This window comes from Streptomyces sp. TLI_053 (assembly GCF_900105395.1).
Lineage (GTDB): Bacteria > Actinomycetota > Actinomycetes > Streptomycetales > Streptomycetaceae > Kitasatospora.
Map to the genome: position 1 here is coordinate 93,990 of NZ_LT629775.1, position 13,589 is coordinate 107,578.

Here is a 13,589-nt window from a genome sequence, read left to right on the forward strand (position 1 = left end):
CGCCCGACCGGTCCAGCACCTGCCCGAATGAATTGATTCATCTCACTACTTGCCCTTGACTTGATGTTGCGGCCTAGTTAAGTTCGGCGCCACGATGAAACGATTCACTCAGCCGGTGGCACTCCTCGCGAACCGGCCGGGCCTCGTAGATCAGAGGTAGAGATGGCTGACCGCGCTGCCGCGGCTATAAAGGCGGCCCTGACGTCCCAGGTGATCGAGACCCCCTCGTGGGGCTACGGGAACTCGGGCACCCGGTTCAAGGTGTTCGCGCAGGCGGGAGTGCCGCGCGACCCGTTCGAGAAGCTGGCCGACGCCGCCCAGGTGCACGCCGTCACCGGCGTGGCCCCCAAGGTGTCCCTGCACATCCCCTGGGACCGTGTCGACGACTACGGCAAGCTCACCGCCTTCGCCCACGACCACGGGCTGCAGATCGGCGCGATCAACGCGAACGTCTTCCAGGACGACGACTACAAGCTCGGCTCGGTCACCAATCCGGACCCGCGGGTTCGGCGCAAGGCGGTGGAGCACCTGCTGGAGTGCGTCGACATCATGGACGCCACCGGTTCCAGGGACCTGAAGCTGTGGTTCTCCGACGGAACGAACTATCCCGGCCAGGACGACATCACCGGGCGCCAGCAGCGCCTGGCCGACGCCCTGTCGGAGGTGTACGAGCGCCTCGGCGACGACCAGCGGATCCTGCTGGAGTACAAGCTGTTCGAGCCGGCCTTCTACACGATGGACGTGCCGGACTGGGGCACCGCCTACGCGCACTGCCTGCGCCTGGGGCCCAAGGCCACGGTCGTCGTCGACACCGGGCACCACGCACCGGGCACCAACATCGAGTTCATCGTGGCGTTCCTGCTGCGCGAGGGGAAGCTCGGCGGGTTCGACTTCAACTCGCGCTTCTACGCGGACGACGACCTGATGGCCGGTGCCGCCGACCCGTTCCAGCTGTTCCGCATCCTGCGGGAGGTCACCGCCAACAACGGCTTGGCCCCGGAGAGCGGCGTCGCGTTCATGCTCGACCAGTGCCACAACATCGAGGAGAAGATCCCCGCGGTCATCCGCTCGGTGATGAACGTCCAGGAGGCCACGGCGAAGGCCCTCCTGGTCGACGGCGAGGCGCTCGCCGCCGCGCAGGCCAGCGGCGACGTGCTGGGAGCGAACGCCGTCCTGATGGACGCCTTCGCCACCGACGTGCGGCCCTTGCTCGCCGAGGTCCGCGCCGAGGCCGGACTCGCCCCGGACCCCCTGGCCGCCTACCGGGCCTCCGGCTGGGCTTCCAAGATCGTCGCCGAGCGGGTCGGCGGCGAGCAGGCCGGCTGGGGCGCCTGAGCCCGGCCCCTCCCCCGATACCACGGGCCGGCCGGCTCCGGCGCACCCCCCTCCCCCGGCCGGCCCGTGCCCCATCGCCGCCACCCTCGGACCGACAAGGAAGACCCTTCCATCATGGCCCTGCACCTCGAAGTCGCAGAACTCCTGGCCCGTTCCAACCGGCTCGGCTCGGACCCGCGCAACACCAACTACGCCGGCGGGAACACCTCCGCCAAGGGCGTCGACACCGACCCGGCCACCGGGGAGGACGTGGATCTGGTCTGGGTCAAGGGGTCCGGCGGTGATCTGGGCACCCTCACTGCCTCCGGCCTGGCCGCCCTGCGCCTGGACCGCCTGCGCGCCCTGGCCGGGGTCTACCCCGGTGTCGAGCGCGAGGACGAGATGGTCGCCGCCTTCGACTTCTGCCTGTTCGGGCGCGGCGGCGCGGCTCCCTCCATCGACACCGCGATGCACGGCCTCGTCGACGCCGAGCACGTGGACCACCTGCACCCCGACTCCGGCATCGCGCTGGCCACCGCCGCCGACGGCGAGAAGCTCACCGCCGAGTGTTTCGGCGACAGCGTCGTGTGGGTGCCGTGGCGCCGGCCCGGCTTCCAGCTCGGCCTGGACATCGCGGCGATCAAGGAAGCCAACCCTCTGGCGATCGGCTGCATCCTCGGCGGCCACGGGATCACCGCCTGGGGCGACACCAGCCAGGAGTGCGAAGCCAACTCCCTGCACATCATCCGCACCGCCGAGGCGTTCATCGCCGAACGCGGCCGCCCCGAGCCGTTCGGGGCCGAGATCGAGGGCTACCGGGCGCTGCCCGAGGCCGAGCGCCGCGAGCGCGCCGCCGCCCTGGCCCCCGTCATCCGCGGCCTGGCCTCCACCGACGTGCCGCAGGTCGGCCACTTCACCGACGCCGCTCCGGTCCTGGAGTTCCTCTCCCGTGCCGAGCACCCACGGCTGGCCGCGCTCGGCACTTCCTGCCCCGACCACTTCCTGCGCACCAAGGTCCGCCCGCTGGTCCTCGACCTGCCCTCCGACGCCTCCCTCGAGAACGTCGAAGCCCGCCTCGCCGAACTCCACGCCGCCTACCGCGCCGACTACCGGGACTACTACGACCGGTACGCAACCGGTGACTCCCCCGCGATCCGGGGTGCCGACCCGGCGATCGTCCTGGTTCCAGGCGTGGGCATGTTCTCCTTCGGCAAGGACAAGCAGACCGCTCGAGTCGCCGGCGAGTTCTACCTCAACGCGATCAACGTGATGCGCGGCGCCGAGGCGCTGTCCACCTACGCCCCGATCGAGGAGAGCGAGAAGTTCGCCATCGAGTACTGGGCGCTGGAGGAGGCGAAGCTGCAGCGGATGCCCAAGGCCAAGCCCCTCGCATCGCGTGTCGCCCTCGTCACCGGCGCCGGCTCCGGCATCGGCCGGGCCATCGCCGAGCGGCTGTCCGCCGAAGGCGCCTGCGTGGTGATCGCGGACATCAACGCCGACAACGCCCGGGCCGTGGCCGACGATCTCGGCGGCCCCGACAAGGCCATCGCCGTGAGTGTCGACGTCACCAGCGAGGAGCAGATCGCCGAAGGCTTCAAGGCTGCGGCCCTCGCCTTCGGCGGCGTCGACCTGGTCGTCAACAACGCGGGCATCTCCATCTCCAAGCCGCTCCTGGAGACCACCGCCAAGGACTGGGACCTGCAGCACGACATCATGGCCCGCGGTTCCTTCCTCGTCTCCCGCGAGGCCGCCCGCATCATGATGCAGCAGCACCTGGGCGGCGACATCGTCTACATCGCCTCCAAGAACGCCGTCTTCGCGGGCCCGAACAACATCGCCTACTCCGCCACCAAGGCCGACCAGGCCCACCAGGTGCGGTTGCTGGCCGCCGAACTCGGCGAGCACGGCATCCGCGTCAACGGCGTCAACCCCGACGGCGTGGTCCGCGGTTCCGGCATCTTCGCCGGAGGGTGGGGCGCCCAGCGGGCCGCCACCTACGGGATCGAGGAGGACAAGCTCGGCGAGTTCTACGCCCAGCGCACCCTCCTCAAGCGCGAGGTCCTGCCCGAGCACGTCGCCAACGCCGTCTTCGCCCTCACCGGCGGCGACCTCACCCACACCACCGGCCTGCACATCCCCGTCGACGCAGGAGTCGCCACAGCGTTCCTGCGCTGACACCGAGCAGCTCCGGGCCCCTGCGGCGAGCGTCCGTCATACGCAACCCGCACGGGCCGCAACCGGAGCGCCGGCGCGGCCGCGGACTGCCAACCGCGGCCGCGCCACCCACCCCAGCCCCCGCGCCTTCGAGGATCATCCGCCGTGAACAGCCCCGCACCCCCACCCCGACCGCCGCCTTCGCCGCAGCGGACCTCGGAGCCACCAGCGGCCGGGTGATCGTCGGCCACGTCGGCCGCAGCACGCTCGAACTCGTCGAAGCCAACCGCTTCGACAACACCCCCCTGCGGCTTCCCACCGGCCTGCACTGGGACCTCCCCGCCCTCTACACCGGCATCCTGACCGGTCTGCGCGCAGCCCACCAAAGCGGCCCCCTCGCCTCCGTCGGCATCGACAGCTGGGCCGTCGACTACGGCTTCCTCGACGCCGACGGAGCCCTCCTGGGCCTGCCCCACCACTACCGCGACCCCCGTACCCTCCATATCGCCGACCAGGTCCGCGACCGAGCCGGAGCCTCCCACCTCTACCAGACCACCGGCCTGCAGCACCTGCCGTTCAACACGGTCTTCCAACTCGCCGCCGCCCGCGGAACCGCGCTGCTGGACGCCGCTCGCACCCTCCTGCTCGTCCCTGACCTGCTCGCCTACTGGCTCACCGGCAACACCGGCGCCGAAGCCACCAACGCCTCCACCACCGGCCTGCTGGACGCCATCACCGGCACCTGGTCCCCCGACCTCGCCCGGCTGGCCGGCATCGACGAGAGCCTCCTGCCGCCGGTCCGCGAACCCGGCAGCATCATCGGCACCCTCCTGCCGCACGTCGCCACTGCCACCGGCCTGCCCGCTGCCACCCCGGTGGTCGCCGTCGCCTCCCACGACACCGCCTCTGCCATCGTCGCCGTCCCGGCCACCGAGCCCAACTCCGCATACATCTCCTGCGGCACCTGGTCCCTGGCGGGACTCGAACTCGACAAGCCGGTCCTCACCGACGCCTCCCGAGCCGCCAACTTCACCAACGAGCGCGGCATCGACGGCACCGTCCGCTACCTGCGCAACATCATGGGCATGTGGCTGCTGGAGGAATGCCGACGCAGCTGGACCATGCGCCGGATGCCGTCGGCGCTGGTGCCGCTGCTCGCAGAAGCCGCCGGGGCCGAGCCCTTCGCGGCGGTCATCGACCCGGATGCGCCTGACTTCCTCGCCCCCGAAGACATGCCCGATGCCATCGCCCGGTACTGCGTCCGCACCGGCCAGCGTCCCCCGGCGAGCCAGGGGGCGACCGTACGCTGCATCCTCGAGAGTCTGGCGCTGGCCCACCGTCGGACCCTTCGCGCCGCCGCCGAGCTCGCCGGTCAGGACATCACCCACGTCCACATGGTCGGTGGTGGCAGCCGTAACGAACTGCTGTGTCAGTTCACCGCCGATGCCACCGGTCTGCCCGTGGTCGCCGGGCCCGCCGAGGCCACCGCGCTCGGTAATGTCCTGGTCCAGGCCCGCGCGCACGGCCTGCTCGGTGACCTGGTCTCCATGCGGCGCCTGGTCGCCGACACCCAGCCGCTCCGCCGCTACCGTCCGCAGGGCGATCAGCGGATCTGGGACAGCCTCGAAGAGCGACTGTCCTGACCCGCCGTCAGCATCCGACCACGACGACCGAGGGAGACGCGATGCGCGTCGCACTGCTTCTCACCTGCCTCAACGACACGCTCTATCCCAGTACCGGCCAGGCAGTCGTCAGCCTGCTGAACCGCCTCGGTGTGGACGTCGACTTCCCGATGGAGCAGACCTGCTGCGGGCAGGCCCACTACAACACCGGCTACCGGCACTTCGCAGAGCCTCTCGCCCGGCGTACCGCCGAGGTGTTCGCCGGGTACGACGCCGTCGTCACCCCGTCGGGGTCCTGCGGATCGATGATCCGGGACATCTACCCCCGCCTCGGTGAGCGGGCGCTGGCCGAAGGCCGGGGCAGCGCGCTCGGGCAGGAGCTGGCCGCGATCGCGGCGAAGACCTACGAACTCACCGAGTTCCTCGTCGATGTGCTGGGGGTGACCGACGTCGGCGCTTACTTCCCGTACACCGTCACCTACCACCCCACCTGTCACGGCCTGCGCCTGCTCGGACTGGGGAGGCGCCCCCTCGACCTGCTGCAGCAGGTCAGGGGCTTGACGCTGGCCGAGCTCGGCGGAGCCGACGAGTGCTGCGGCTTCGGTGGTACCTTCGCCCTCAAGAACGCGTCCGTGTCCGCCGCGATGGGCGCCGACAAGGCCCGCAACGCCGAGGCCACCGGCAGCGATGTGCTGTGCGCGGCCGACAACTCGTGTCTGATGCACATCGGCGCGACCCTCTCGCGTCGCGGCAGCGACCTTCCCACCGTCCATATCGCCGAGATTCTCGCCAGCACCGAGGAGCACCCGCTGACGGTTCCGGGGCTCGCCACGAGTCCGGTCCACATCGTCATGGGACCCGGCCGAACCACCACCCGAGGAGCCGGCCGATGAGCGGCACCTACCTGGGCATGCCCGCCTTCCCCAAGGCGGCTGCCGAGTCCACCAGGGACGAACGTCTGCGCGGCAACCTGCGCCACGCGACCCACACGATCCGCGACAAGCGGGCCGCGGCTGTCCGGGAGCTGCCCGACTGGGCGGACCTGCGCAGGGCCGGCAAGGAGATCAAGGACCGTACCCTGCGCCACCTCGACCACTACCTGCTGCAGGCCGAAGCCGCCGTCACGGCGGCGGGCGGGACCGTTCACTGGGCCGCCGACGCCGCCGAGGCCAACCGGATCGTCGCCTACCTGACGAAGGCAGCAGGCGAGTCGGAGGTCGTCAAGGTCAAGTCGATGGCCACCCAGGAGATCGGTCTCAACGACGCTCTTGCCGCAGAGGGGATCACTGCCTACGAGACCGACCTCGCCGAGCTGATCGTCCAGCTCGGCGACGACCTGCCTTCCCACATTCTCGTGCCCGCGATCCACCGCAACCGTGGGGAGATCCGGGACATCTTCACCGACGCTATGGGCAAGTGGGGCAGGCCCGCTCCCGAAGGACTGAGCGACTCGCCGGCCGACCTCGCCGAGGCGGCCCGCCTGCACTTGCGGGAGAAGTTCCTGCGCGCCAAGGTCGCCGTCTCGGGCGCCAACTTCCTCGTCGCCGAGACCGGCACCCTCGTCGTCGTCGAGTCCGAGGGCAACGGCCGTATGTGCCTGACCCTCCCCGAGACACTGATCTCCGTCGTCGGCATCGAGAAGGTCATCCCCACCTGGCGCGACCTCGAGGTCTACCTCCAGTTGCTCCCTCGTTCCTCCACCGCCGAGCGGATGAACCCCTACACCTCCACCTGGACCGGGATCACCAAGGGCGACGGCCCCACGGCCTTCCACCTCGTTCTGCTCGACAACGGCCGCACAGACACCCTCGCCGACGAGGTCGGGCGCCAGGCCCTGCGGTGCATCCGCTGCTCCGCCTGCCTGAATGTGTGCCCGGTGTACGAGCGGGCCGGCGGGCACGCCTACGGCTCCCCCTACCCGGGGCCGATCGGCGCGATCCTCACTCCGCAGCTGCGCGGCACCACCAGCGAGGTCGACGCCTCGCTCCCTTACGCCTCCACCCTCTGCGGCGCCTGTTACGAGGTCTGCCCGGTCGCCATCGACATCCCCGAGGTCCTCGTCCACCTGCGCGAACGGGTCGTGCAGGGCGGAGAGGTCACCGTCGACGGCGAGCAGGCCACCCTCGCACCGGCTTCGGGTCACGCCCTGGAGCGTGCCGCGATGCGTACGAGCGCCTGGGCGCTCGCCCACCCTGCCGTCCTGCGGACCGGGCAACGCGTCGCCTCGGCCACCCGTCGCCTACACCCCTCCCGTCTTCCCGGCCCCGGCCGCGCGTGGTCCCAGACGCGCGACCTGCCGGTCCTTCCCCCCGAACCCTTCCGCGACTGGTGGCAGCGCGCCAAGGACGAACGGAACGAGTCATGACCTCCCGTGACCAGATGCTGGAACGTATCCGGCGCGCGCTCAGCGACGTTCCCGACGACGAGACGCCCCTCGACGTCGTGGTCAGCCGGTCCTACCAGCCCTCGCACCTGCCGGACCGTCCCGAGGCGGTGGCCGACGTCCTCGCGGAGAACCTCGCGGACTACAGGGCCGTCGTCCACCGGTGCAGCACCGGGCAGCTTCCGCGCGCACTCACCCGGATCTGGGCCGACAGACACACCCGGACTCTCCTCGTCCCCGCCGGTCTGCCTGCGGGCTGGCTGAGCGCCACAGCCGACATCACGCAGGTTCCCGAGCATGCCGGCCTCACCCCGGCCGACCTGGACAGCATCGACTCCGTAATCACCGGCTGCGCCGTGGCAATCGCTGAGACGGGGACGATCGTTCTGGACGCCGGTCCGGGTCAGGGGACCCGTCGCGCCACTCTGATTCCCGACCACCATGTGTGTGTCGTCCAGGCGCATCAGGTCGTGGCAGCGTTGCCCCTGGCGTTGGAGCGGCTGGACCCGCGGCGCCCGCTGACCTGGATTTCCGGTCCCTCCGCCACCAGTGACATCGAACTGGACCGAGTCGAGGGCGTCCACGGCCCGCGGACACTCGAAGTCGTTCTCCTCACCGACTGAGCAAAATAGCTCGCTCGGTGAGGAAGCACGGTCGGCGAGGGTCCGGATCCACTACTTGATGAATCCGATGTCCTGATATTTGATCGAGGCGAATCCGTTGGCCCCGAAGTTGGCCAGGGACTTCTTGCTGACGACGATCTGCGGCGATTGGTACAGCGGAATCACTGCAGCTTCCTGCCATACGAGCGAGTCCGCCTTATTGATCTCCTGAAGGGCTTCCTTGCTGTCCAGCGAGGCCGATGCGCGGTTCATCGCGGCATCGATCTCAGGGCTTCCGACTCGGGCGAAGTTCAGCTGGATGGACCCGTTCTCCGGGGCAGCATAAATCGGCTGGTTTGCGGCCACGGGGAAGGCGGAGCCGAACCAGTTGAACGCAGTGACGTCGTAGTCGCCGGGAATAATATACTTGTCAAACAGCTGTGCACCTGGGACGGATTGGATCTCCAAGGAAATTCCTACACGCGCGAGCATGGTCTGCAGGAGCTTGCCCTCATTGGCCGCCTCCTGCAGGTCGGACGGGATGACGAGTCTGATTTTCAACGGGACACCGTCCTTCGTACGCCCGCCCCCATCCATTTTCCATCCCGCCGCGTCCAGTTCCCGCTTAGCCGCCTCCGGGTCGAACGTTCCGATTTCCCCGGCGTTGTCCTGATATCCCTCCTGTCCAGGGAAGAGAAAATGACTGCCCAGGGTGGCAGCAGCCTGGTCCAGGCTCTGCAGGGCGGACTTCGCAATCACCTCGCGGTCGACTGCACGGGCGAGCGCGCGGCGGACACGTACATCCTGGAGAATTTTTCCCTGCCCGTTGAGAGTGAAGTGTCGGAAATTGGGAGCCCCGGCTCGAAGAACCTGGGAGTCCTTCACCTTCGTGGCCTGGGCATAGACGGAGGCATTGGCCCCGATATTGACGAAGTCGACCTCGCCGTTCGCGAAGGCGCTGCCGGCCACCGACTCCTCCAGCGAACGGAAGACAATCCCGTCGAGCATCGTCCGCTCCCCCCACCATGCGGGGTCCCGGGCGACCGACAGGGTCTTGGCGGTCGGGTCCAGGGCGGAGAATTTGAATGGGCCGGCCGTGACGGGCACCTTCTCGACATAACCTTCGTTGAAGCCCTGTGCCGTGCCGATCACGGAGGCCGGATAGAGCGGGTTGAACAGTGACTTCCATTCGCCGAACGGGCTGGCGAACGAAACAACCACCTCCGTATCACTCGCCCCTCTCGACACATCCGAGATGAGATCGTATCCCGTTTGGGATGCCGTCCTGTAGGCGGAATCCTTCCCATTCCCCGCACGCCAGAGCGCCTGGAAGTCCCGGTATGAGATCGCTTCCCCGTCAGTCCATCGGGCCTTCGGGTTGATCGTGTAGGTGACGGTCTGCCTGCCGGAATCCTGCGTCACCTTCACATCGGACAGATAGTCAGGGTCGGGCGAGACATTTCCAGCCGGATCGGCCTTCATGATGACAGGCATCATCGAGGACATGATACGGTCCGTATCGATGTTGCTGCCGTCCACGTGGTGACTGTTGAGATTCTCGGTGATGTCCTCGACCGGCCATTTGAGCGTTCCACCTGAAGACAGTTCGGATCGATCAGCCGAATTCAAACTGTCCACCGTTGCAGTATTCTGCGAATTCTCGCCGTCACTGGCGGAGCAGCCGGAAAGAAGAAGCGCACCAGCAGTGGTCAATGCCACCAGAAAAGACTTGTATCGACTGGGTGCCCGCACGGTAACGCCTCCCGGTTCCTGTCGTCCCATCCTTGTTAGGATGGTATGCGTATGTCTCTGATATCGCCTGGCAGCGCACCGTAGGCGGCCAGGAACCACGAAAGCGATCCCCCTGTGGCCCGGGAACCGTCATGACTGGCAATGTCACAAACGCAGAAGGCGGCGACTTCCACTTCGGCATGGTCGGACGTGAGCGGGAGCTGCAGGCAGTCGTCGCCGCGCTGGAACACCCGCCCGCCGTCGTCCTGGTGGAGGGCGAGGCCGGATCCGGCAAGACGCGCCTGGTCCACGAGGCTGTGCGGGCACTGAACGGCACAGCACAGGTGAAAGCACTCTTCGGCCACTGCAGTCCCCTGCGCGAGCCTCTTCCCTACGAGCCCATCGTTCGCGGCCTCCGGGGCGTGACCAAGCTGCTCCCGCCGACGACGTTGCTGGCTCCGGAGGCCGCTGCGCTGTCGACGTTGCTCCCGGAGATCGAGAGCCTCGTGGCGGACCGGGCGCTTCGGCCCGGGCAGGAACAGCCCCATCGGGACCTGGTGGCCGAGGCGGTGCGCGTCGTCCTCCAAGCAGTCGGCCCTGCGATCTTGGTCGTCGAGGACCTGCACTGGGCCGACGAACCCACGCGTGAGGCGCTGTTCCTGCTCGCGAGCAACCCGCCCGCGGACTGCGGGCTGGTCCTCACCTACCGGGAGGAGGACCTTGGTGCGGCCAAGCCGGTTCTGGGCAGTTCCTACCGCCTTCCCGCTGTCGGCCGCGGCACCGAGGTCCGACTGCGGCCCCTGAGCGAGCCCGACATCATTCGGCTGGTGACGCAGGCGCTGGGCACGACCGGCGCGGCGGCGCTGGGACACACGTTGTTCGAGCGCAGCGCCGGTGTGCCGCTGGTGGTGGAGGAAGACCTGATCACGTTGACCGAGCGGCAAGAGATAGCAGGCCGGCCGTCGGACGACGTGGCAGCGCGGGTGGCCCTGCGCGAGAGCGGGGTCCCCCGGACGCTGCGCGAGGCCATCTTCGAGCGCATGGACAATCTGAGTGCCGCCGGGCTGGCAGTGGTGGAGGCGGCAGCGGTGGTCGAAGTGGCGGCAGACCAGGTTCTTCTCACCCGGGTCGCCGGCCTGTCGCCGGCCGAGGGCGCCCGCGGGCTCGTCGAGGCACTCAGGGCGAAGGTGCTGTGCGAGACTGCGCCGGGACGATACGGGTTCCGCCACGTGCTGGCCCGCCAGGCTGTGTACACCAATACGCTCGGCCCCGTACGGACTGTCCTGCACGGCGAGGCGGTACGCGCGCTCGAGGCCTGCGATCCGCCGCCGCTCGTGCAGATCGCCCACCACATCCGGGCGAGAGGGGACATGGAAAACTGGCCCCGAGCCGCCGAAACGGCTGCCAGGCAGGCCATCGCCCTGGGCGATGACGGTGCCGCTTCCGAGCTGTTGCACCAGCTCCTGGACCAGCCGGACACGGACCCGAAGATGCGCTCGGAAGCGGCACTCGCCCTGGCCGAGATCGCTCACAAGGCCACGGACTACAGGCGCAGTGTGGAGATCTCGCGCCGCCTCATCGCCGACCCGCGTCTGCCGCAGCTGACCCGCGCCCGTGTCCGGGCCACCCTCGCCACCTTGATGGTCAACCAAGCCGGCGACGTCGCCGGCTACAGGGAGATGGAGCGGGCCATCGCCGAGCTCACACCCTGGCCGCGGTACGCGGTCCTGTGCATGGTGGGAATGGTGCTCGACGAGCACACGCAGACACCCGACCAGATCGCCGGGTGGCTGGACCGGGCCGATGCTCTGCTCGAAGGTGACGACTTCCCTTCAGGACGGGCCGCCGTCCTGTCCGCGCGACTGTCGGTGCGTGCCGGCCTGGGCGACAGCACCGCGTGGGAGGCCACTGACGCGCTCCCCCGTGACTCGGCCGACCCCGAAGTGCACCGGCAGACGTTGATCACGCTGTACAACGTCGGCCTTTCCGGGATCCGCTCCGGCATGGACGAGAGAGCCAAGGCACTCGTCGAGGAGTGCGGGCGTCTGTCCGGGCAGGGGGTTAATCCATCCCTGGAGTGCTATGCCCGGACGCAATTGCTTCGCCTGGATTGGCTCGGCGGTCACTGGCCCGGGATCGAGAAGCGCTTCGACGAGCTCGCGTTCCACTACCCGGGCATGGCGATGATCGCTCCCGTCCGAGGGCTGGTGTGCGGCATCACGGCAGCCGCCCGGGGCGAATGGAGCAAAGCTCTCGAATACTACGAGGCGCTTGCGGACTGCAGGGAGGGCGAGGTGACGTGCGAACTGGAAGGGGCTGCGGCACGAGCGTCGGTCCAGCTTGCGAGCAGTGACCCGGCCCGGGCCCGGGCTACGGTGCAGCCCGCCCTGGAACTCCTGCGGCATGCTGGGGCCTGGGCTCGCGGCAGCGGTCTGGTGCCCGTCGCTGTCAGAGCAGCTCTGGCCTGTGGCGATGACGCGGAGGGCGCTCGCCTCGTGGACGAGGCGGTCAAGGCGCAGCAGGAACGGCTCGCTTGCGCGTTCGTGGCGCCGGCTGCGGACGCCGAGGTGTCCATGGCACGCGGTCTTCTCCTGGCCGAGAGCGATCCACAGGCCTCAGCCGCCCATTTCGACGATGCCGCACAGGTGTGGCGGAGGGTCGGGCGTCCTTACCCGCGGGCACAGGCGCTGGAGGCGCGCGCCGGTGCCGTTGCTGCCGTCTCGCCGGAATCGGCGAAGGATGAGCTGAACGCGGTGGCGGACGCCTTTGTTCGGCTTGGCGCCACCTACGATGCCGCCCGCTGCCGTCGGGCCGCGAACGGCGGTACGACCGGATCAGCACAGTCTTCCGCACGCGGGCGGCGGGGGTACGGCGGCCAGCTGTCGCCGCGTGAGGTCGAGGTGGCACAGCTTCTTGCCGCTGGCGCCTCGAACAAGGAGATCGCGGGGGTTCTCTTCCTGTCGGTGAGGACCGTGGAACATCACGTTGCTCGTGCTTTGAGCAAACTCGGAGTGACTGAACGCACCGCAGTGAGTGATGCGTTGCGTGCGCGGTCTGACTGACGCGGAGCGGCTACGGCGTGTTGATGCCGGTTGTGCGCCCGGAGTGTCCCGGTCCCCTGTGCTCGGCAATGTCGATCGTGCGGGCCGAAACCGTCGACATGCTTCTGCCTGCGGTCTCGGGCGCGGAATGTGCGACCGGCGTGCGCCGGCGTCTTTTCCTTCGAGGAAGCGCTGCCCGAATCGTCGTGCGCGCCCCCAATCTCGTTGGGACTGTGGTTGAAGTAAGGCGGAAATCCTACACTCGGTCCGACTGCCGGCTGCACGGCGATTGTTGGCGCGGCAGCTGGGCCGGATCCATGAAAGGACACATCCGTGATGATTCCGATCCGGAAATTGGCGTTGGCGCTGGCCGTGTCGGCGGCTCTGGGGCTCGTGATTGTGGCCCCTGCCGACGCAAGTGACCTGAAGCTGCAGGCCGTGGTCGGCACCGGCTATCAGAACCGGAACTTCGGTGGTAGCACAGAGGCGTTGGAGGACACCGGCGGGGTGTGCGAGCAGATCCCTCACCGCATCCTCTCCGCGAGGAACACCTCCGGCCCGAGCGGGCCGGCCATCGCGATCTACGCCAACGGGTTGTGCCTCGTTCCCCTCATCACGCTGGAGCCGGGCGAGGAGGACAACAACCTTGACCCTCTCAACCTGTGGGGTGGCGCGGACCACTACCGAACCATCAACTGATTCGGAGACAGTTGCTGTCTGGTCGGCAGCGGTGGTCGGTGCG

General features: G+C 68.7%; 9 protein-coding genes. 8 read left to right on the plus strand and 1 reads right to left on the minus strand.

Annotated elements, in window-relative coordinates:
• The first annotated feature begins 162 nt into the window (after positions 1-162).
• The 6 genes from rhaI (at position 163) to BLU95_RS00425 (ending at position 8,096) form a co-directional block, all read left to right on the plus strand.
• Positions 163-1,335, plus strand: a complete 1,173-nt coding sequence (gene rhaI, locus BLU95_RS00400) for an L-rhamnose isomerase (protein ID WP_093858113.1) — start codon at positions 163-165, stop codon at positions 1,333-1,335.
• Between the two features lie 114 nt (positions 1,336-1,449).
• Positions 1,450-3,489, plus strand: coding sequence for a bifunctional aldolase/short-chain dehydrogenase (locus BLU95_RS00405; RefSeq protein WP_093858114.1), 2,040 nt, complete (start codon positions 1,450-1,452; stop codon positions 3,487-3,489).
• 137 nt (positions 3,490-3,626) lie between these two features.
• On the plus strand, positions 3,627-5,111 hold the full coding sequence (locus BLU95_RS00410) for a rhamnulokinase (RefSeq protein ID WP_093864543.1): 1,485 nt from the start codon (positions 3,627-3,629) through the stop codon (positions 5,109-5,111).
• Between the two features lie 41 nt (positions 5,112-5,152).
• Positions 5,153-5,983 carry a (Fe-S)-binding protein gene (locus BLU95_RS00415; RefSeq protein ID WP_093858115.1) on the plus strand — a complete coding sequence of 277 codons (831 nt, stop codon included), beginning with the start codon at positions 5,153-5,155 and terminating at the stop codon, positions 5,981-5,983.
• Positions 5,980-7,455 carry a lactate utilization protein B gene (locus BLU95_RS00420; RefSeq protein WP_093858116.1) on the plus strand — a complete coding sequence of 492 codons (1,476 nt, stop codon included), beginning with the start codon at positions 5,980-5,982 and terminating at the stop codon, positions 7,453-7,455. The genes BLU95_RS00415 and BLU95_RS00420 overlap by 4 nt, the downstream gene beginning before the upstream one ends.
• The gene (locus tag BLU95_RS00425; RefSeq protein WP_093858117.1) at positions 7,452-8,096 is read left to right on the plus strand and encodes a LutC/YkgG family protein; all 645 of its coding nucleotides are present in this window, start codon (positions 7,452-7,454) and stop codon (positions 8,094-8,096) included. Before BLU95_RS00420 ends, BLU95_RS00425 begins: the two co-directional genes overlap by 4 nt.
• A 51-nt stretch (positions 8,097-8,147) precedes the next feature.
• Here the strand turns inward: BLU95_RS00425 and BLU95_RS00430 are convergent, their stop codons facing one another.
• Positions 8,148-9,794: an ABC transporter family substrate-binding protein gene (locus BLU95_RS00430; RefSeq protein ID WP_231978169.1), complete on the minus strand. Its 1,647-nt coding sequence runs from the start codon at positions 9,792-9,794 to the stop codon at positions 8,148-8,150.
• A gap of 164 nt (positions 9,795-9,958) precedes the next feature.
• Here BLU95_RS00430 and BLU95_RS44885 point away from each other — a divergent pair, with 164 nt between their 5' ends.
• The gene (locus BLU95_RS44885) at positions 9,959-12,868 is read left to right on the plus strand and encodes an ATP-binding protein (RefSeq protein ID WP_093858119.1); all 2,910 of its coding nucleotides are present in this window, start codon (positions 9,959-9,961) and stop codon (positions 12,866-12,868) included.
• Between the two features lie 312 nt (positions 12,869-13,180).
• Entirely contained in the window at positions 13,181-13,546 is a 366-nt protein-coding gene (locus tag BLU95_RS00440; RefSeq protein ID WP_159424657.1) for a hypothetical protein, read from the plus strand.
• Positions 13,547-13,589 lie beyond the last annotated feature (43 nt).